Here is a 20,494-nt window from a genome sequence, read left to right on the forward strand (position 1 = left end):
TTTTTGCAAAGATAAGAATTTCAGACTTAAGGAAAAAAGCATTCACCGCCAGCTTTCAAGAGTTAATACTCGGTGTAGATATATTTTAAAATATTTCTGTCTTCTTCAGTAAAAGCAACTTTCCTTCTTGCCATCGCCAGTTCCGCAACTTCATAAGCTTTTTCGAGTTTGAATTTTTCATCGCCTTTCATTCCGCCCCAGGAGAAGCTTTCAATTAAATTTGGCGGAAAGCCGCTTTTGAAAATATTCGCAGCAACCCCAACCACCGTTCCGGTATTAAACTGAGTATTAATCGCCGTTTTAGAATGATCGCCCATAATTAATCCCGCAAACTGCAAACCTGTGTTTACGAATCTTTTGGTTCGGTAATTCCACAGTTTCACTTCAGCGTAATTGTTTTTAAGATTCGAAGAATTGGTATCTGCTCCGAGATTACACCATTCTCCAATCACTGAATTTCCAACAAAACCGTCGTGACCTTTATTGGTATAACCGAAAATCACGATATTATTCACTTCGCCGCCAACTTTTGAATAAGGTCCAATTGTTGTGGCTCCGTATATCTTCGCCCCTAAATTAAATTTCGATTCTTCGCAAAGCGCGATAGGACCGCGGAGATTGCAGCCTTCCATCACTTCCGCATTTTTGCCGATGTAAATCTTTCCCGTTTTGGTATTTAAAGTAGAAAATTCAACTGATGCACCTTCTTCAATAAATAAATCCGTTTTATCGCCCAGAAATCCGTTGGTAGATGAAAGTGCAGCGGATGTTCTTCCTTTTGTCAATAATTCAAAATCGTAATTAATTGCCTTTTCATTGTAAGAAAATAAATCGGTCGGTTGCTTAAAGAAAAGAATTCCTTCATAGACATCTGTCATTTTCTCAATCTGGTTCAGAGAAAAATTTTTCATATTGATTCTCGCGGCGAGAAGTTCGTTCTCATAAACCAGAGCTTCACCGAGTTTTAAATCCTTTATCTGCTGCAAAACATTCTCGTCCGGAAGAAAATTCGGAGTTATAAACAGACTTTCACGCTCTCCAGGTTTGTTGAATTTATCCTGCAAATAGTCTTCTGTGATATACGAAACTTCGTTTATTTCCAGAAGTTTCTGCCATCTTTCAGAAAAGGTAAGAATCCCGCAGCGCATTTCAGCAATCGGTCTTGTGAAAGTGAGCGGTAAAAAATCTTCCCAAAACTGGGCATCAGAAAAAACAATTTGCATAAAGTAAGTATTTAAAGTTCCAGAATTTCAAATTTACAAATAAAAAAAGTCTTTCAGAAACCTGAAAGACTTTAATATCTTTAAAAAACTCAAGAATTATTTTGAGAATTTTTTGTATTTGTTCATGAATTTGTCAACTCTACCTGCAGTATCAACCAATTTCACTTTACCAGTGTAGAAAGGGTGAGAAGTTGAAGAGATCTCCATTTTAACTAATGGATAAGTTTCGCCTTCGAATTCGATTGTGTCTTTGGTATCTGCTGTAGATTTGCAAAGAAATACCTCGTCGTTACTCATGTCTTTGAAAACAACAAGTCTATAGTTTTCCGGGTGGATTCCGTTTTTCATAATAAAAATTTTAATAAATTAAAGTTTTGCTTCAGAAATAGTAATGGATATTCCTCTGCTAAATTTTTAGACCGCAAAAGTACAAATATATTTTTAATTTGCAAACACCCAGTCTGATAATTTTAAAATTTTTAGGTTCAACATTTTTAATTAAATTTGAGACTTATATCTTTTATTAACTTTCAATGAATAAATTCAAACTCATATTCGCTTTTTCGTTTTGGTGTCTTTTAACGGCTGTTGCCTGTAACAGAGACGACATCAGCTTCGAAAGCCCTTCACAACTTCTTCGGTTTTCTGCCGATACCGTTTTCTGCGACACTGTTTATAACCAGGTCCGTTCTGAAACTTACGCAGTGAAAATTTACAATGACGAAGATAAAGACGTTATGATTCCGAAAATTTCTCTGGAAAAAGGGGCAACTTCATTATACAGAATCAATGTAGACGGGAAAGCGGGGACAGATTTCACCAATATTCCTTTGAGAAAAAACGACAGTCTTTATGTTTTCGTGGAAATTGCGCCGGTAGCAAATGCTACGGAAGCTATTGCTGAAGACCGTATTCAGTTTCAAACTCCGGCAGGAAACCAGCATGTAACGCTATTCTCGGTAGTTCAGGATGCGGAATTTTTTATCCAAAGCGCGTCCAATCCTAATGTTTTGAATACCAATACTAATTGGACAAACGAAAAAGCCAAAATAATTTTCGGCGACTTAACACTTGAAGATGGTAAAACATTAGATATCCAAAAAGGAACGAAAGTTTATTTTCATAAAAACAGCGGTTTGAAAATTTCTAAAAATGCGACGCTGAATGTTATGGGAGATTTAGGCCAGGAAGTTGTTTTCCGCGGGGACCGAAACGACACAAGATATGACACGATCCCGAAAAACTGGAACGGAATTCAATTTGAAACTGGTTCAAAATTAAATATGAATTACGCGAAGGTTATGGGCGGAACCCGGGGATTGGAAATGACCGAAACCGACGCTCAAATAAAAAATACCATCATTCACACCCATCAGGAATACGGAATTTTCGCAGTGAAATCGAATATCAATGCTTCAAATTTAGTGATGAACAACTGCGGTGAAGCAGATCTGGGAATTTTTAAAGGCGGAACTTACAATATTACTCATTCCACTTTGGCCAATTACTGGGACTTTAATTCCGCGCTTCCAGGTCTGGGAATTTACGCAACAAATGAGTATCAGAACGGAACTGCAGTGGAAAACGGCCCTTTAACTCTAAAGGTTAATAATTCTATAATTTATGGAAGTGCAGAAAACATGGTTGAACTGAAACCAATTTCCGGGCAAACTTTCACGACAGAATTTAATTACAGCTTACTGAAATACGGAGGAAAAGCATCTTATGCCATTACGAATTCAGTTAAAAATGAAGATCCGAAATTCGTTAATTACTTTACTCAAAAAATGAACTTGAGAGTAAAAGACGACTCTCCTGCAAAACAAAAAGGAAATCCAGCTGTTGCAGCCCTTTTCCCTTTGGATATTGTGAAAGTTTCCCGAACATCTTCTCCAACAATAGGTGCTTATCAATAAATTATGGAAATCACGAATCTCCAGAAGGAAGTTGATGAATGGATAAAAACCGTTGGTGTACGTTATTTTAACGAACTCACCAATATGGCGATGCTTACGGAGGAAGTGGGCGAAGTTGCCAGAATTATTGCCAGAAGATACGGCGAACAGAGTGAAAAAGAAAGTGATAAAACCAAAGATCTCGGTGAAGAACTTGCCGATGTTTTATTTGTAACTTTATGCTTGGCAAACCAAACCGGAACCAACCTTCAGAAAGCCTTTGACAAAAAAATGAAGCTGAAAACCGAAAGAGATTCGGAAAGGCATCAGAATAATAAAAAACTGAAATAACCTCTTTTAATGTTTTTAGAAAAATCCAGATTAATAGGAAATAAGACGATAGAAATCAGCGGTTCGAAAAGTATTTCGAATCGCTTATTAATTCTGCATCAGCTTTTTGAGAATATCAGCATTAGAAATCTTTCGAATTCTCAGGATACTCAGCTTTTGCAGAACGCTTTAAACAGCAATGATGAAGTTATCGATATTCACCATGCCGGAACTGCCATGCGTTTCCTTACCTCTTTTTATGCAATTCAGGAAGGGAAAACCGTTACTTTAACCGGTTCGGAAAGGATGAAAAACAGACCGATAAAATTTTTGGTTGAAGCTTTGAGAGAATTGGGTGCCGATATTGAGTATCTCGAAAAAGACGGATTTCCGCCTTTAAAAATCACGGGTAAAAAACTGGAACGAAATTCGGTTACAATTCCCGCAGATATCTCGAGCCAGTTTATTTCTTCGCTGATGCTCATCGGTGCCAAACTTGAAAACGGTCTGACAATACATTTAGCAGGGAAAGTAACTTCAAAACCTTACCTCGAAATGACGCTGAAAATTCTGAGAACGGTAGGCATCAACAATCATTGGGAAGGAAATATCATTAGTATTGAACCCAGCATTCACACCGATAAACTTTCACAAAGCGTTCCTTTTGTTGTTGAAAGCGACTGGAGCTCCGCATCATACTTTTATTCACTGGCAGCTATTTCACGAGAAACTGTCAATTTAAAAAGCTTCAAACCCTATTCATTGCAGGGCGATTCTGCGCTCAAAGAAATTTACTGGAACTTTTTTGGAGTAAATACGATTTCTGAAGGTGCCGAAGCCAAAATTTCCCTTCTCCCTGAACATTACTTTAATTTTCCTGAAGAAATTGTTCTTGATATGAATGACTGTCCGGATATTGCGCAAACACTTTGTGTCACTGCAACCGCGCTGAAAATCCCTTTTGAAATCACCGGTTTGGCAACTTTAAAAGTAAAGGAAACCGACCGTCTTCTTGCTTTAAAAAACGAACTTTTCAAAATAGGATGTATTGCTGAAATTACAGAAGACACAATATGTTCAGTAAAATATTTCGAGCCAAACGATAACATTTCCATAGAAACCTACAACGATCACCGGATGGCGATGAGTTTTGCGCCGTTCTGCCTCATTAGAGATTTAAGAATTGAAAATGCGGACGTTGTAGAAAAGTCTTATCCTGATTTTTGGGAAGATTTCAAAAAACTCACTGAAAAAACAGACTAAGAAAATGACAATAATTATCACAGGAACGTCCACCGGAATCGGTTTTGCTTTGGCTGAATTTTTTGGTAAAAAAGGGCATCATGTTTTCGGGCTGAGCAGAAAAAATGTAGAATCCAGCTATTTCACAACAATCCCCACAGATATTACGGACAACACTCAAGTTCAGAATGCGGTGACGGAAATTTTAAAAACAGAAAACCGCATCGATATTCTGATCAATAATGCAGGAATGGGAATGGTAGGTTCTGTGGAAGATTCGAGCCAGGAAGAAATCCTAAAACTGTTCAATCTGAATTTAGTGGGTTCTGTACAGATGATGAGTGCAGTTTTGCCTAAAATGCGGGAACAGAAACTGGGTAAAATCATCAATATTTCGAGTATTGGTTCTGAAATGGGCTTGCCTTTCCGCGGGTTTTATTCAGCCTCAAAATCGGCGCTGGACAAAGTTACAGAAGCGATCCGTTATGAAGTTTCACCATGGAGCATCGATGTATGTACGCTTCATTTAGGCGACATCAAAACAAAAATTGCCGAAAACCGGGTGAAAACTAAAGTTTCTGAACCATATCAAAAAACATTCGAAAAGATTTATGCCATCATGAATGCTCATGTTGATGACGGCACAGAACCTCTGGAAGTGGCTGAATATATCGAAAAGCTTCTCGCTAAGAAATCATGGAAAGCTCATTATTATTTCGGAAAATTCGGACAGAAAATCGGCGTCCCTCTGAAATGGATTTTACCTCAAAATTTCTATGAGAATCTGATGAGGAAGTATAGTAAAATGGATTGATATTCTAATGATTTTATTTTATCTTTACCTACTAAAATCATAATTTATGAAGAAATTAATTTTATTTATTTTGCTTATTTCGAGCGTCACTGCTTTTTATGGACAGCAGTCATATAAAATCTATACGGGTCCTCTTTTATCTGTGGACAGAAATTCGGGTAAGCCAGAACAAAATATTGTTGGAACGCCTTATTTCAATGTCAATTTTATGTCGGCTATTATTGGTAATACGAACGAAAAAGCACCAATTCGTTATGATGCATATTTGGACAGAATAGAAGTTTTGGCTGATGAGAAAGTTTATGAAGTTCCTAGGCATGAAGATGTTTCTCTCTTTAAATTCGAAATGCTTAATACTCCTATTATTTATGTTAAAGAGACTGATGGCTATTATTTCAGATTAGTTGACGGAAAAAATCAGTTATTAAAAAAAGAAAAAATAAAACTTAAGGAGGTAAGAACATCCATTGAACCAAATTCATTAATAAAAGAGGGATACATTAAATTTGAAAAACAAAATCCCACCTATTTCATCAAAACAGATGAAAAAGTCTTACCGATTCCAAAAAGCGTGAAAGAATTACTAAATATTTATCCAGCTCATAAAGAAGAGTTGGAAGCGTTTATTAAGGAAAACAATATTAAAATGAAACAGGAGGAATCACTAATAAAAGTAGTGAAATTTATGAACAAATAAACTTACGCTCCTCCGATTTATTTATATTATAAGGTTTCACCTAAATGGATTTTACCTCAAAATTTCTATGAGAATCTGATGAGGAAGTATAATAAAATGGATTGATTAGTCCTCTAAGCACTCAGCGGATATTTTATTCTGAACCAATAAATCAGAAAAAAAAGCCACGAATACCCCAAACAAAAACCCGCCAAAACATCGCTTGGATAATGGACCATCAGATAAATCCGGCTGATTCCGATACTCAGCGAAAGCAACATCAGAAAAAACATCATCAGTATTTTTACCGTTTTAGGAAAATTGCTTAACCAAACAAAGTAAGCCAAAGTTCCGTACAGGATAAAGCTTAAAGTGGCATGGCCGCTGGGAAAACTGTAGCCCGATTCTTTATACAGCAAAGGATACGGAGGTCTCGGCCTTTGGAAAAAAATCTTAATTAAATAAATCAAAATCATTCCGCCGGCACCGGCAACAAAAGTAAATATTGCTTTTCTGTAATATTTAAAAATCAAAAGCATCACAATAAGAAAAGGATACACCAACTGTACAAAAACTGTTGAACAGAAGTGGGTAATGGCGTACATCAATGGCGTAAGTCCGTTCCGGATGATGTATGTTTTGAAAAATTTGAAAACCCAGAGGTCAACTTCCTGTTCTTTTTCGAGAACCACTTCATTGGTTATAGCCACAAATAAGAACAACGCTCCCAGAAAAAAAATAAAACTCAAAATAAGTTTTGAGGAGTGATTTTTAAAAAGTTGAAAATTCATTTTACAAATCTATCAAAAAATTTCGCGTGCAATCCTCTTAATATTTTCACTTTTCCCCATCGAATAGAAATGCAGCACCGGAACTCCAAAATCCATCAGTTCGCGGCACTGGTTAATCGCCCATTCAATTCCAATCTGTTTTACTGCGGTGTTGTCTTTTGCTTTTTCTACTGCGGAAATCAAATCTTCCGGCAGATCAATTTTGAAAACTTTTGGCAGCATCTGTAAATGACTTTTAACTGCAATTGGTTTTATTCCCGGAATTATGGGAACATTAATCCCAATTTCCCTCGCCTGTTTTACAAATTCAATAAATTTTTTATTGTCGAAAAACATTTGCGTTACGACATAATCCGCTCCAGCGTCCACTTTTTCTTTGAGCCATTTTAAATCATAATTCATTGACGGCGCCTCAATGTGTTTTTCAGGGTAACCCGCCACACCGATACAGAATTTATTTTGCTCATCGCAGATTTTTCCGTCATCATGAAGATATTTTCCGCGACCGAGATCATTCATCTGATTTACCAGATCCATCGCATTTTTATGTCCGCCCGGCGAAGGTTCAAAATACTGCTGCCCTTTCATAGCGTCACCACGCAACGCCATTACATTTTCGATTCCCAGATACATACAGTCGACCAGCAAATATTCGGTTTCTTCCATCGAAAACCCTCCACATAAAACGTGAGGAACGGTATCCACATTATATTTATGCTGAATGGCAGAGCAGATTCCCAGAGTTCCGGGACGCATTCTGGTGATTTTACGCTCCATCAGGCCGTTTCCTTTGTCGAGATAAATATATTCTTCGCGTGAGGTGGTCACATCAATAAACGGAGGTTTAAACTCCATCAGAGGGTCAATGTTTTTATAGAGATCCTCGATGCCGATTCCTTTTTGGGGAGGAACAACTTCGAGGGAGAATAATGTTTTACCGTTTGCGTTTTTTATATGTTCTGTAATTTTCATTTTGTAGTTGTGATCGAAGCCAAGCAATCTCTCAGTCTTTAATTATTATATTTTTGAAGCTTTTTCCCGCTGTCCGTTATATCTTTTTTGCCAGAAATATTTGTCCTTAATTGAAAAATTTTGCTGGCAAAAAAGGATGCCACTTCCATCGGGGCTAGGGTTTTTCGTTTTTTTTAAATATTTTTATTATTGTGCGGGAATTACGCCAGATTCGGGCTTAGCCATTTTCTGGCAAATTCCAAATCGATATTTTTCCTTTCTGCAAAGTCTTTCAGTTGGTCTTCGGCGATTTTTCCCACGCCGAAATATTTGGCTTTTGGATTCGCAAAATAATATCCCGAAACTGCAGCTGTCGGAAACATCGCGAGGCTTTCGGTGAGTTCTACTCCAATATTTTCTTTCACTTTCAGCAAATCCCAAATGGTAAGTTTTTCCAAATGATCCGGACAGGCTGGATATCCCGGTGCCGGACGGATCCCTGAATATTTCTCTGCAATTAAATCTTCGTTTTCCAAGTTCTCATTTGCTGCATAACCCCAGAATTCCGTTCGGACTTTATGATGCAAAAATTCAGCAAAAGCTTCTGCAAGCCGGTCAGCCAAAGCTTTTACAATAATCGCGTTATAATCATCCTGATCATCGTAATATTTCTGAGCCAATTCCTCCGTACCAAAACCGGTGGTAACGCAGAAAGCCCCGATATAATCCATTTTTGCGGAAGTTTTCGGCGCAATAAAATCGCTCAGAGCCAGATATTCCTTGCCTTCTGACTTTTTGTGCTGCTGGCGAAGCGTCCTGAAGATCGCCAATTCATTTCCGTTTTCGTCATTCACCTCAACATCATCATTTTCAAGCGAGTTTGCAGGGAAAATCCCGAATATTCCTTTTGCAGTAAAGAGTTTTTCCTCCAGAATTTTATTTAAAATTTTCTGTGCATCACTGAAAAGTTCTGTCGCATGTTGACCCACAATCTCATCGGTTAAAATCTGCGGATATTTTCCGTAAAGTTCCCAACTTCTGAAAAAAGGTGTCCAGTCCACAAAATCAAGAAGTTCCTTTAAGTCCTGATTTTCGATGATGTGAATGCCGAGCTGATTAGGAGTTTTAATTTCTTCTTTTTCCCAGTCTATTTTGAATTTCTGATTTCTGGCTTCTTCGATGGTAATATATTCTTTGTCAGTTTGCCTGTTAAGAAACTTCTCTCTGAAATCTTCGTAATCGATCTTCAGATCAGCTTTAAACTGTTCGCTGTTTCTATCCAAAAGCTGGGATACAACGCCAACGGCACGGGAAGCATCGTTAACATGAACTACAGGCTGCGAATATTTTGGGAAAATTTTCACCGCCGTGTGAGCTTTAGACGTCGTTGCACCGCCGATCATTAATGGGAACTTTAAGTTTTTACGCTGAAGTTCATCCGCGACATGCACCATTTCGTCTAAACTCGGCGTAATTAATCCACTTAGACCAATAACATCCACCTCGTGTTCGATCGCTGCCTGAATGATCTTCTCAGCAGGAACCATCACTCCCAAATCCACGATTTCATAATTATTACAGCCCAAAACTACGCTCACAATATTTTTACCGATATCGTGAACATCGCCCTTTACGGTTGCCATTAAGATTTTTCCGTTCGCTTTCTGGGTCTGGTCTTTTTGAGCTTCAATAAAAGGCTGCAAATAAGCCACAGCTTTTTTCATGACTCTGGCGGACTTCACAACCTGAGGAAGGAACATTTTTCCGCTTCCGAAAAGATCGCCTACAACGCCCATTCCGGTCATTAAATTAATTTCAATAACATCCAAAGGTCTTGAAGAAAGCTGTCGAGCTTCCTCTACATCTTCAATAATGAAACGGTCGATTCCTTTCACTAGTGCATGTGTTATGCGTTCCTGCAACGGCTCTTTCCGCCATTCGAGTTCTTCTGTGACTTCTTTTTTTGTTGATTTTACCCTTTCAGAATATTCAAGAAGTCTTTCCGTAGCGTCATCACTCCTGTCAAGCATTACATCTTCAACCAATTCCAATAAATCTTTTGGGATTTCGTCATACACTTCCAGCATCGATGGATTCACGATTCCCATATTCATTCCTGCCTTAATCGCGTGATACAGAAAAACTGAATGCATGGCCTCGCGCACCCGGTCGTTTCCGCGGAAAGAGAAGGAAACATTGGAAACACCGCCGCTTACCGAAACATTAGGAAGATTTTCTTTTACCCATTTCGTGGCCTCAATAAAATCGAGTGCATTTTTCCGGTGCTCTTCCATTCCGGTGGCAACGGGAAAAATATTAAGATCGAAAATAATATCTTCCGAAGGAAAACCTATTTCGCTCACCAAAATATCATAAGAGCGCTTGCAGATTTCAATCCGTCTGTCATAATTATCTGCCTGTCCGTTTTCGTCAAAAGCCATTACAATTACCGCAGCGCCGTAACGTTTTATTTTCTTTGCGTGATTTTTAAATTCTTCCTCTCCTTCTTTTAAACTGATTGAATTCACCACACATTTTCCCTGAACAACCTGTAAACCGGCTTCCAGTATTTCCCATTTTGAAGAATCAATCATGATCGGAATTCTGGAAATATCCGGTTCCGAAGCAATTAGGTTTAAAAATTTAACCATGGCGGCTTTTCCGTCCAGAAGTCCGTCATCAAAATTCACATCGAGAATCTGTGCTCCGCCATCAACCTGATGCCGCGCAATATCGAGTGCTTCAGAGAAATTTTCTTCTTTGATTAAACGGAGAAATTTTTTAGAACCCGCGACATTAGTTCTTTCCCCAACGTTAATAAAATTGGATTCGGGAGTTATAATTAAAGGTTCGAGACCTGAAAGTTTTAAGTATTTCATAATTAATTTACCAACTTATCAATGTAACGGTTTACCAATATTTTAAGACTACAAACATTGATGTTACATTTTTAAATTATTAGATCGTTACATTAATTTTTCTGGGTTCATAATTTTTTACCAAATCAGCGATTGCTTTGATATGTGGCGGCGTGGTTCCGCAGCAGCCACCGATGATATTGATTAAACCTTTTTCGGCATATTCTTTAATCTGCGCAGCCATAAACTCCGGAGATTCGTCGTATTGGCCGAAAGCATTCGGAAGTCCGGCATTCGGGTAGGCTGAAATATAAAACTCAGAATTATTCGAAAGCGTTTCCAAATAAGGAGTAAGCTGCTCTGCACCAAGCGCGCAGTTGAAACCTACGCTTAAAAGATTTAAATGAGAAACTGAGATGAGAAAAGCTTCCGCGGTCTGTCCGCTTAAAGTTCGACCGGAAGCATCGGTAATCGTTCCGGAAACCATGATTGGAATTTCTATTTTTCTTTCCTCCTGAATCTCATCAATGGCAAAAAGAGCGGCTTTAGCGTTCAGCGTATCAAAAACTGTTTCGACTAAAAGAATATCCGAACCGCCATCTAAAAGAGCTTCTGACTGCTGTTTGTAAGCAATTCTTAATTCGTCGAAAGTAATCGCACGAAATCCGGGATCATTAACATCCGGACTTAAACTTGCTGTTTTATTGGTTGGTCCAATAGAACCCGCAACAAATCTTGGTTTCTCCGGATTTTTTGCGGAGAATTCGTCGCAAACTTTTCTTGCAATTTTTGCTGACTCATAATTGAGTTCGTAAACCAGATCTTCCATGTGATAATCTGCCATGGCGATGGTGGTTCCGGAAAAAGTATTGGTTTCAATAATGTCGGCACCGGCTTCAAGATATTTGCGGTGAACTTCCTCAATCGCCTGAGGCTGAGTTAGCGACAGCAAATCATTGTTTCCTTTAAGTGGATATTCCCAATCTTTGAATCTTTCGCCGCGGTAATCTTCTTCCTCAAATTTGTACCGCTGAAGCATTGTTCCCATCGCTCCGTCGAGTACGAGGATTCGTTCGGAAATGGCTTTGTATAACTGTTCTGAATTTTTCATTTTAATTTTTTATTGTTTTAACCGAAGGCCGGGAGATCTATTTTAGCCCCGATCGAAGCGGCATCCTTTTTTGCTTTTTAAAGAATTTCCTTTGAAAACACATCCCAAAAAGCAAAAAAGATACAGCGGAGAGCGGGACGGGTATTTCTTAGGAGCGGGAATATTCCTGCTTCTGATCTTTCTCCTATTTCTAATCTAAAGCCTGTTTCAAATCCTCAATAATATCGTCTACATGCTCTAAACCAACCGAACAGCGCACCAAACCAGCTGTAATTCCCACTTCATTTCTCTCCTCTTCAGAAAGTTTTGAATGCGTTGTGGAAGCAGGATGCGTAACAATAGTCCTGGTGTCCCCAAGATTGGCGGACAGCGAACACATTTTTATTTTATTTAGAAAATTTCTGCCGGCTTCGATGCCACCTTTCACTTCAAAAGCCACGATGTTTCCGCCCAGTTTCATTTGATTTTTAGCAGTTTCGTAATTGGGATGCGATTTCAGGAAAGGATATTTCACCAATGAAACATTGGGATGAGTTTCGAGAAATTCTGCCACTTTTTGGGCGTTTTCGCAATGTTTCTCTACCCGAACCGCAAGTGTTTCGAGGCTTTTGCTTAAAATCCAGGCGTTGAAAGGCGACATTGCGGGTCCGGTATTTCGGGCGAATAGATATATTTCCCGGATCAGATCTTTTCTGCCGACTGCAATTCCGCCCAAAACGCGACCTTGCCCATCAATTAATTTTGTCGCCGAATGAACCACCAAATCTGCCCCGAATTTTATCGGCTGCTGAAGATAAGGCGTCGCAAAACAGTTATCAACGATGAAAATGAGGTTGTTTTTCTTAGCAAATTTTCCTAAAAATTCTAAATCCAAAACTTCAATGGCCGGATTGGTTGGCGTTTCGACATATAGAATTTTGGTGCTTGGATTTAAATATTTTTCTAAATCGGTTTCGTCTGCTTTAAAATAGGTCGTTTCAATATTCCATTTTGGGAAATATTTTGTAAAAAGCGTGTGAGTAGAACCAAAAACTGACTGACAGCTCAGAATATGATCACCTGAATTCAATAATGCTGCAAATGCGGAATAAATCGCCGCCATGCCTGTTGCAAAGGAATATCCGTCTTCTGCGCCTTCCAGTTTCACTATTTTTTCGGTGAATTCATTCACATTTGGATTTGAAAAACGGCTGTATAAATTTTTCTGCTTTTCCTCCGCAAAACTCGAACGCATATCTTCAGCATCCTGAAAAACGAAACTTGAAGTTAGATATAAAGGTGTTGAATGCTCATCAAACTGTGAACGTTCAGACTGAATGCGGATTGCGCTGGTTTCAAAATGTTCTGACATATTATTTTGAGTGGTTTTATTATTTATTTTCTGAAAGTCTTAAAATATCTCCGAAAACGCCTCTTGCGGTAACTTTCGCTCCGGCTCCGGCTCCCATAATTACGATCGGATTTTCGCCATAACTTTCGGTATAGATTTCAAAGATAGAATCGGAGCCTTTCAATTGTCCAAGTGCAGAGTTGGCGGGAACGGAAACCAATTTCACATCCAGAAGTCCTTTTTCCTGCTGCAGATCGCCATGTAAATCACCAACGAAACGCAAAACATGGTTTTCAGCCTGGCCATTTTTGATGTTTTCAAAGACTTCGTCCAGTTCATTTAACTTCGAAGAAAACTCAGAATTACTGATATTTCTTAATTGCTTTGGAACTAAGTTTTCTACGTCGATGTCTTTAAATTCATTAATTAAATCAAGCTCTCTTGCGAGAATCAGCAGTTTTCTAGCAACATCGTTTCCTGATAAATCTTCTCTCGGATCCGGTTCAGTAAATCCTTTTTCCATTGCTTCTTTCAGAATGCTTGAGAATTTCTCCTCGCGCACCGAAAAATTATTGAAAATGTAACTCAGTGAACCTGAAAATACGCCTTTAATTCTAGTAATATTTTCACCCGACAAATGCAGAAGTTTAATGGTGTCAATTAATGGCAAACCCGCTCCAACATTAGTTTCATAAAGATATTTTTTATTCCGTTTCGCCAGAATGTGGCGGAAATTCCGGTAATCTGAAATTGGAAGTGTGTTGAAGATTTTGTTTGAGGAAACAAGATCGAAACCGTTTTCCGCCAAAACCGGATAGTTTTTCACAAACTCTTTGCTCGCTGTATTGTCAACAACGATCAGATTTTCCAGTTGATTTTGCTGCGAAAAAGAAATTAATTCCGAAATTTCTGACGGCCGTTCCGCAACCAGAATTTCATCATTCCAGTTTTCACTGAAACCTGCTTTATTAAGGGCGATCTTTTTTGAATTCGCCACCGCAATAATTTTCAGATCTATTTTCTTTCTGTTTCTGATTTCTTCGGCACTTTCCAAAACCTGTTCTATCAAGGTTTTTCCAACATTTCCGTGACCGATAATTGCAAGATGAACAGTTTTCGGTTTCGCGAAGATTTCCGCCTCGATGATATTTTTTGCTTTTTCATCCTGTGAAGAGGTGACAACAATATTTACGCGGTCTTCGGCTGAAACCTGATTCAGGATCAGCGGGAATATATTGTTTCTGGCAAGTTCAGACATTATTTTATTAAAATCTTTGGAAACAAAACCAATTACAGAAACATTATTAATGCTGTAAATAAGGTTTACTTTTCCGGATTTTCTTTCCTCTTCAAACTCGTTAATTAAGCAGTTCACCGCTTTTTCCGCATCAGTATCACTTACCAAAACCGAGATTCCGTTTTCAATTGCCTGTTGCGAAATTACTCCTACACTTATTCTTGCATAAGTCAGTGCTTTGAAAATTCTTCCGTCCACGCCTACTTCACCGAGGAAATTTTTACCTTCAAATTTGATGATCGCGCGGTTTTTCAACACTTTTATCTGATTATTATTCTTTGTCATTTTTACTTAATTATTTTTTCTAAAATTTCCTTCAGCTGTTCATATTCCATTAAAAAGGCATCGTGTCCGTGCATTGATTTTATCTCGTGGTAAAAAGTATTTTCTTTTGTTTTGCTAAGATGATCATAACATTTTTTCATTTCAAAAGCAGGAAAAAACAAATCAGAATTCACAGCAACAAAATGGATATTTGCTTTGATATTTTTAAGCATTCTTTTATCAGCATCAATTTTTATCAAAAGATGATTCATCAAATGATACGCGCGTAAACTAAACCTTTCGTTTAATTTTTTTCCGTGATAATTGAGCCAGTCATGAGATTTGAAGATTTCCTTTTCGGTGTCAAATTCATTTTTGAAACGGACGTTCAGCGATTCCGGTGTACGGTAACATAACATTGCGTGGATTCTTGCTTTCTGTAAAGGTTCCTGTTCTGAGGCGAGCAAAAATTTCTGAATCAGACACTGCGCATGCAGCCAGTCCGAAGTTTTGAAATCGCAGGCAATGGGGATAAAATTCTCCGCCAAATCCGGCTGTGTCGCTAACATTTCCCATCCAATTGCACCGCCCAAAGATCCGCCGATAAGCGTATGAAGTTGGTTGATATTTAAGGAACTCAAACCTTCTAAAAAAATATTTGCGATGTCAATAGTTTTGAAATCTTCATAATTTTCAATTAAAATTCCGTCAAAACCATTTCCGGGAATATTGAAACAGATTACAGTAAATTTTTCGGTATCAATAATTTTTTTCTTGCCCACTAAAGTTTTCCACCACCCTTTTTCGCCTGAAACATTGGAGTTTCCGGTTAAGGCATGATTGATGAGAATAATGGGTGCAGAAAATAAATCCCGACCGAAAATCTGATAGCACAAATTAATATCAAGGATTTTTCCTGATTTTAATTTAAAGTTTTGAAGAATGATATTTTGTAGCGGAGTTTCCAATTTATAAATAAAATTAAAATTGAAAATGCTACCTGAAATGGGTAAAATAAGTTCGTGTTATCTGCATCGCCAAAGCGAATAGAATGTAGCACCTTCTCCGTTTCCGAAGGGTTGCCAAGGTTTCATTGAGTCTAATCTCTCCACCTTTCTTGATAACATTTTCAATATGTAAATGAACAAAATCTATGGCAAAGATATGTAATTTTTTGGATTTCTGTAAAAACACGGGAAATAATAATTTCATAATTTCGCAACTGAAATATGATTTTATGACCGCAGAGAAACAGAGAATCCTTGATGAAAGCTGGAAAAAATGGGGGCCTTACGTGAGTAACCGCCAGTGGGGAACCGTTCGGGAAGATTACAGTTCCAACGGGAATGCATGGGGATACACCAATTACAATGATGCTTTAAGCCGCGCATACCGATGGAATGAAGACGGCATTGCCGGGATTTGTGATAACAAACAGCGGTTATGTTTTGCGTTTTCTTTCTGGAACCGTAAGGACAAAATGATCAAGGAACGCTTCTTTGGTTTGAGCAATCACCAGGGAAATCACGGTGAAGACATCAAGGAAATTTTCTATTATCTGGATAATACACCCACGCATTCTTACATGAAAATGGTGTATAAATATCCAATTAATGAATTTCCTTATGATGAATTAATTGCTGAGAATGCACGGCGAAGTAAAAAAGAACCGGAATTCGAAATTGTAAATACTCAAATTTTTGATAACAGGGAGTATTTCGATATTTTTATTGAGTATGCTAAAATTAATCATGACGATTTTCTGATCCGTGTCACAGCGGTTAACAGAAGTGATAAAAAAGCTCAGCTTGTCATTCTTCCGACCGTATGGTACCGTAATGACTGGAGCTGGGGATACGGGGATTATCAGCCTCAACTAAAATCCTCGGTGAATGGAATTATCGAAATTGAACATGAAAGCATCTCGATAAAAAAACTTTACGCGAGGGATAAAAACACCAAAGCATTCTTCTGTAATAACGAAACAAATTCTCCAAAACTTTTTAATTCCCCTTCCGAAGCTCGGTTTTTCAAGGACGGGATTAATGATTATCTCATCCATGGAAAAGCAACCGCAATCAACCCGGAAAGAACCGGAACTAAAGCCAGCTTTTTCATTGATGCAGAACTTGATGCTGGGGAAAGTCAAAGTTTTGATTTCCGGTTAAGCCCGCATGACATGGAAGATACTTTCTTTGATTTTGATGAAATTTTTAGTTTAAGAAAAAATGAAGCTCAGGAGTTTTATGATGAATTTCAGACCGACATTCCAAATGAAGAAGAAAAAAACATCCAGAGACAGGCTTTTGCAGGACTTTTGTGGAACAAACAGTTCTACTATTACAACGTTTCCAAATGGCTGAAAGGCGATCCTAATTATAAAGCAGACAGAAATTTCCATCATCATGTAAGAAATACCGAATGGGGACATATGCAGAACAAAGATATTATTTCCATGCCCGACAAATGGGAATATCCGTGGTTTGCAACCTGGGATCTGGCTTTTCACTGCGTTCCTTTTGCGATCGTGGATTCTGGTTTTGCGAAACATCAGCTTAAGCTCCTGACGAAGGAATGGTATATTCATCCGAACGGACAGCTTCCTGCTTACGAATGGGATTTCAGCGACGTGAACCCGCCTGTGCATGCTTGGTCAACTTTCAGGGTTTTTAAAATTGATGAGAAAATCAACGGAAAACCTGATATTCCTTTTCTGGAAAGTGTTTTCCAGAAACTGCTCCTCAATTTTACCTGGTGGGTGAACCGAAAAGACAAAAAAGGAAACAATGTTTTCGGCGGAGGCTTTCTCGGTCTTGATAATATTGGCGCTTTTGACCGAAATATGCAGTTTAAAAACGGCGACCATCTGGAACAGGCTGACGGCACAAGCTGGATGGCTATGTTTGCTTTGAACATGATGCGTATTTCCATGGAACTTGCTCTTTACAATCCGGTTTACGAAGACATGGCGATCAAATTTTTTGAACACTATCTTTACATTGCCGAAGCGATGGAAAATCTGGGTGAAACGAAAAACGGTCTGTGGAACGAAGAAGACGGCTTTTTCTACGATGTTTTACAGCTCAACAACGGTGATTCTGTTTCGTTAAAACTGAGAAGCATTGTCGGTTTGATTCCGATGTTTGCTGTAGAAATAATTGAACACGAAACGCTGGAAAAACTTCCGAACTTCACCAAAAGAATGAAATGGATCCTAAAAAACAAACCTGAACTTGCCAATCTTGTTTCACACTGGGAAGTGGAAGGACAAGGCGGTAAACACCTGATGAGTGTCCTGCGGAAAACCCGTCTCAAAAGAATTTTGCAGAGAATGGTGGATGAAAAAGAGTTTCTGTCAGATTACGGAATCCGTTCCATGTCAAAAGTTTATGAAGAAAACCCATTTCGGTTCACCGTTGACGGGCAGGATTTTACTGTAAAATATACTCCCGCCGAAAGTGACAGCCGCATGTTCGGCGGAAACAGCAACTGGCGCGGACCAATTTGGTTCCCTATTAATTTTCTGATTGTGGAAAGTCTGCAGCGTTTCCATTATTATTATGGAGACAGTCTCCAGATCGAATTTCCAACTGGCAGCGGCGAAATGAAGGATTTGCTGTATGTATCAGAAAATTTAAGCAGAAGACTCTATTCCATTTTTTCGAAAAACGAAAACGGTGAAAGACCTTTTAACGGCGGAAACTATTTAATGAATCATGACGAGCATTTCAAAGATTACATCATGTTTTATGAATATTTCAACGGTGATACTGGGATGGGAATTGGTGCCTCACACCAAACCGGATGGACGGCGACTATTGCAAAACTCATACAGCCCAGCAACGTGGTGAAAGGGAAATTTTCTTAGGATTTATTTTTAAATACGGTCAGAAGTAAAATTGGGCAATCATTCCGCTTTTTCTCCATTGACGTAAACCTCGTAATTCACTGTAACATTTGGTTCTAAAGTCTTGGAAACCGAACAGTATTTTTCAAAAGAAAGTTCTGCGGCTTTCAAAGCTTTTTTAGGATCAATGTTTCCTTTTAGAAAAAACTTTACAGTGATAGATTTAAAAGGTTTTGCTTCGTCCACCTGAACACGTTCGCCTTCCACTTCTGCTGAAAAAGCGGTAATTTCCTGTCGCTGTTTTTTCAGGATAGAAACCATGTCGATTCCGCTGCATCCTGCAACAGCCATCAGAATACTTTCCATTGGAGAAACTCCCTGTGCGTTGGGTTGTGACGTATTATCAAGCAGGATTTTGTTGCCGGCCTGGTTTGCACATTCGAATAAATAATCGTCGTTAATTCTGTTGAGAGTGATTTTCATTAATTTAAATTTTAAAAACTTTTCAAGCTGTTATAGTACCTAATTACCTCACAAAATTACAAAATCCCGCGCGCTTTTATTTCCAGATATTTATTAATGACTTCGATATTTAAATTTTCGGGAAGCGTGTAAATGGTATAAATTCCATATTTCCGGAGTTCCTGAATGATCAGTTTTTTCTCGAACTCCAGTTTTTCTGCGATAATTTCGTCGTACACTTCCTGCATATTTCCAGGGTTTTTGTGAATCAGGCTCTGCAATTCCGAATTCTGGAAGAATACAATGACCAGCAAATGATTCCTGGCGATTCCGCGAAGATATTTCATCTGACGGTTTACCGCATCAAGCGTTTCAAAATTAGTGAAAAGCAAAATTAAACTTCTCTGCCCAATACTGAATTTTACATCCTGATAAAGCCTGCTGAAATCACTTTCGTAGAAGTTAGTCTGAACATTATACAAAGCTTCAGAAATCTTTTTCAGCTGTCCCGATTTGTTATCTGCCGCAACTTTATTTTCAGTTTTTTTGGAGAAAGTCATCATTCCGGCCCGGTCACTTTTTTTGAGGATGATATGACTTAAAGCCATGGTTGCATTAATTGAATAATCGAGCAGACTTAGCCCATTGAAAGGCATCTGCATGGTTCTTCCTTTATCAATCAGCATGAAAATCCGCTGCGATTTTTCATCCTGAAACTGATTGACCATCAGCTGATTCCGTTTCGAAGTTGCTTTCCAGTTGATCGTTCTCACATCATCTCCCGGAACATACTCTTTAATCTGCTCGAACTCCATCGTGTGACCCAGTTTCCTTATTTTTTTAATTCCGCCCAATAAAAATTCATTCTGCAAGGCCATCAGTTCATATTTTCGTAAATGAATAAATGAAGGATAACTTGGCAGAATTGCGTCTTTCTGAAAAGTAAATCTTCGCGAAACCAAGCCAACCGGCGATTTTACAAAAACATTCAGGTTACCGAAACTGTATTCTCCCCTTTCTTTAGGCTCAAGAAAATATTCAAAAAATACATTTTTTTGGGTTTCAATGGTTCTTTCAATTAAGAAATCGCGCTTCTGGAACTGAAATGGAATTTCATCAATCACCTTAATTTTGATCTGAAAAGGATAAGTGTTTTTCACATCTACTTTTACAGAATTCCTGTCGCCATTTGATAATTTCTCCGGTAGAATTCTTTGCGCCAAAACCACCTCTTTCTGATTAAAAAGCAACAGGAAATCAATAATAGCTGCGATAAAAATCAGAATTAAAAATACATGAGCTACCCACATCAAAACCGGAAAGAAAAACGCCAAAACGTAAATAAATCCCGCTCCGAAAAGCAGGAAGAAAATACGGTTATTGAGGTAAAGGTTTTTCATTTA

General features: G+C 38.3%; 17 protein-coding genes and 1 riboswitch. Of the genes, 6 read left to right on the forward strand and 11 right to left on the reverse strand.

The features are described 5' to 3' along the window. Nucleotides 1-62 precede the first annotated feature (62 nt). Entirely contained in the window at nt 63-1,223 is a 1,161-nt protein-coding gene (locus KSK37_RS09160; protein WP_217200983.1) for a GlmU family protein, read from the reverse strand. A 96-nt stretch (nt 1,224-1,319) separates the two neighbouring features. Then, nucleotides 1,320-1,571 (reverse strand): type B 50S ribosomal protein L31, encoded by a 252-nt coding sequence (locus KSK37_RS09165; RefSeq protein WP_088358822.1) that lies wholly within the window; start codon nt 1,569-1,571, stop codon nt 1,320-1,322. Between the two features lie 185 nt (nt 1,572-1,756). Here KSK37_RS09165 and KSK37_RS09170 point away from each other — a divergent pair, with 185 nt between their 5' ends. Genes KSK37_RS09170 through KSK37_RS09190 form a run of 5 tightly spaced genes read left to right on the forward strand, consistent with a single transcriptional unit; the run spans nt 1,757 to nt 6,201 of the window. Continuing rightward, entirely contained in the window at nt 1,757-3,139 is a 1,383-nt protein-coding gene (locus KSK37_RS09170; protein WP_217200984.1) for a hypothetical protein, read from the forward strand. A gap of 3 nt (nt 3,140-3,142) precedes the next feature. Continuing rightward, complete coding sequence (locus KSK37_RS09175; protein WP_217200986.1) at nt 3,143-3,469, forward strand: nucleotide pyrophosphohydrolase; 327 nt, start codon at nt 3,143-3,145, stop codon at nt 3,467-3,469. A gap of 9 nt (nt 3,470-3,478) precedes the next feature. Further along, nucleotides 3,479-4,711 (forward strand): 3-phosphoshikimate 1-carboxyvinyltransferase, encoded by a 1,233-nt coding sequence (locus KSK37_RS09180; protein WP_217200987.1) that lies wholly within the window; start codon nt 3,479-3,481, stop codon nt 4,709-4,711. Nucleotides 4,712-4,715: 4 nt separating this feature from the next. Continuing rightward, nucleotides 4,716-5,504: an SDR family oxidoreductase gene (locus KSK37_RS09185; RefSeq protein ID WP_217200989.1), complete on the forward strand. Its 789-nt coding sequence runs from the start codon at nt 4,716-4,718 to the stop codon at nt 5,502-5,504. A gap of 46 nt (nt 5,505-5,550) precedes the next feature. After that, the gene (locus KSK37_RS09190) at nt 5,551-6,201 is read left to right on the forward strand and encodes a hypothetical protein (protein ID WP_217200991.1); all 651 of its coding nucleotides are present in this window, start codon (nt 5,551-5,553) and stop codon (nt 6,199-6,201) included. 113 nt (nt 6,202-6,314) lie between these two features. On the opposite strand, the gene KSK37_RS09195 is transcribed toward KSK37_RS09190, so the two are convergent. The 7 genes from KSK37_RS09195 to KSK37_RS09225 all read right to left on the reverse strand — a co-directional run bounded on the left by KSK37_RS09195 (nt 6,315) and on the right by KSK37_RS09225 (nt 15,750). Then, nucleotides 6,315-6,929: a phosphatase PAP2 family protein gene (locus tag KSK37_RS09195; protein ID WP_217200993.1), complete on the reverse strand. Its 615-nt coding sequence runs from the start codon at nt 6,927-6,929 to the stop codon at nt 6,315-6,317. Between the two features lie 54 nt (nt 6,930-6,983). Then, the gene (gene metF, locus KSK37_RS09200) at nt 6,984-7,943 is read right to left on the reverse strand and encodes a methylenetetrahydrofolate reductase [NAD(P)H] (protein ID WP_217200995.1); all 960 of its coding nucleotides are present in this window, start codon (nt 7,941-7,943) and stop codon (nt 6,984-6,986) included. A 200-nt stretch (nt 7,944-8,143) separates the two neighbouring features. Then, nucleotides 8,144-10,801, reverse strand: coding sequence for a methionine synthase (metH, locus tag KSK37_RS09205; protein ID WP_217200996.1), 2,658 nt, complete (start codon nt 10,799-10,801; stop codon nt 8,144-8,146). Nucleotides 10,802-10,880: 79 nt separating this feature from the next. Next, entirely contained in the window at nt 10,881-11,891 is a 1,011-nt protein-coding gene (locus KSK37_RS09210) for a homocysteine S-methyltransferase family protein (protein WP_217200998.1), read from the reverse strand. Between the two features lie 190 nt (nt 11,892-12,081). Beyond that, nucleotides 12,082-13,242, reverse strand: a complete 1,161-nt coding sequence (locus tag KSK37_RS09215) for a trans-sulfuration enzyme family protein (RefSeq protein WP_217200999.1) — start codon at nt 13,240-13,242, stop codon at nt 12,082-12,084. A 19-nt stretch (nt 13,243-13,261) separates the two neighbouring features. Then, a complete protein-coding gene (locus tag KSK37_RS09220) occupies nt 13,262-14,803 on the reverse strand; it encodes an ACT domain-containing protein (protein WP_217201001.1) in 1,542 nt (513 codons plus the stop codon). A 2-nt stretch (nt 14,804-14,805) separates the two neighbouring features. Then, entirely contained in the window at nt 14,806-15,750 is a 945-nt protein-coding gene (locus tag KSK37_RS09225; RefSeq protein WP_217201003.1) for an alpha/beta fold hydrolase, read from the reverse strand. 54 nt (nt 15,751-15,804) lie between these two features. Continuing rightward, a riboswitch (SAM riboswitch) is annotated at nt 15,805-15,909 on the reverse strand. 110 nt (nt 15,910-16,019) lie between these two features. Here KSK37_RS09225 and KSK37_RS09230 point away from each other — a divergent pair. Next, the gene (locus KSK37_RS09230) at nt 16,020-18,650 is read left to right on the forward strand and encodes an MGH1-like glycoside hydrolase domain-containing protein (RefSeq protein ID WP_217201005.1); all 2,631 of its coding nucleotides are present in this window, start codon (nt 16,020-16,022) and stop codon (nt 18,648-18,650) included. A gap of 39 nt (nt 18,651-18,689) precedes the next feature. Here KSK37_RS09230 and KSK37_RS09235 read toward each other — a convergent pair whose 3' ends face one another. Together KSK37_RS09235 and KSK37_RS09240 are read right to left on the reverse strand one after the other, a co-directional pair. Beyond that, nucleotides 18,690-19,112: an OsmC family protein gene (locus tag KSK37_RS09235; RefSeq protein WP_217201007.1), complete on the reverse strand. Its 423-nt coding sequence runs from the start codon at nt 19,110-19,112 to the stop codon at nt 18,690-18,692. Between the two features lie 56 nt (nt 19,113-19,168). Continuing rightward, nucleotides 19,169-20,491: a DUF58 domain-containing protein gene (locus KSK37_RS09240; RefSeq protein ID WP_217201008.1), complete on the reverse strand. Its 1,323-nt coding sequence runs from the start codon at nt 20,489-20,491 to the stop codon at nt 19,169-19,171. Between the last annotated feature and the right edge of the window lie 3 nt (nt 20,492-20,494).

This window comes from Kaistella soli (assembly GCF_019038595.1).
Lineage (GTDB): Bacteria > Bacteroidota > Bacteroidia > Flavobacteriales > Weeksellaceae > Kaistella > Kaistella soli.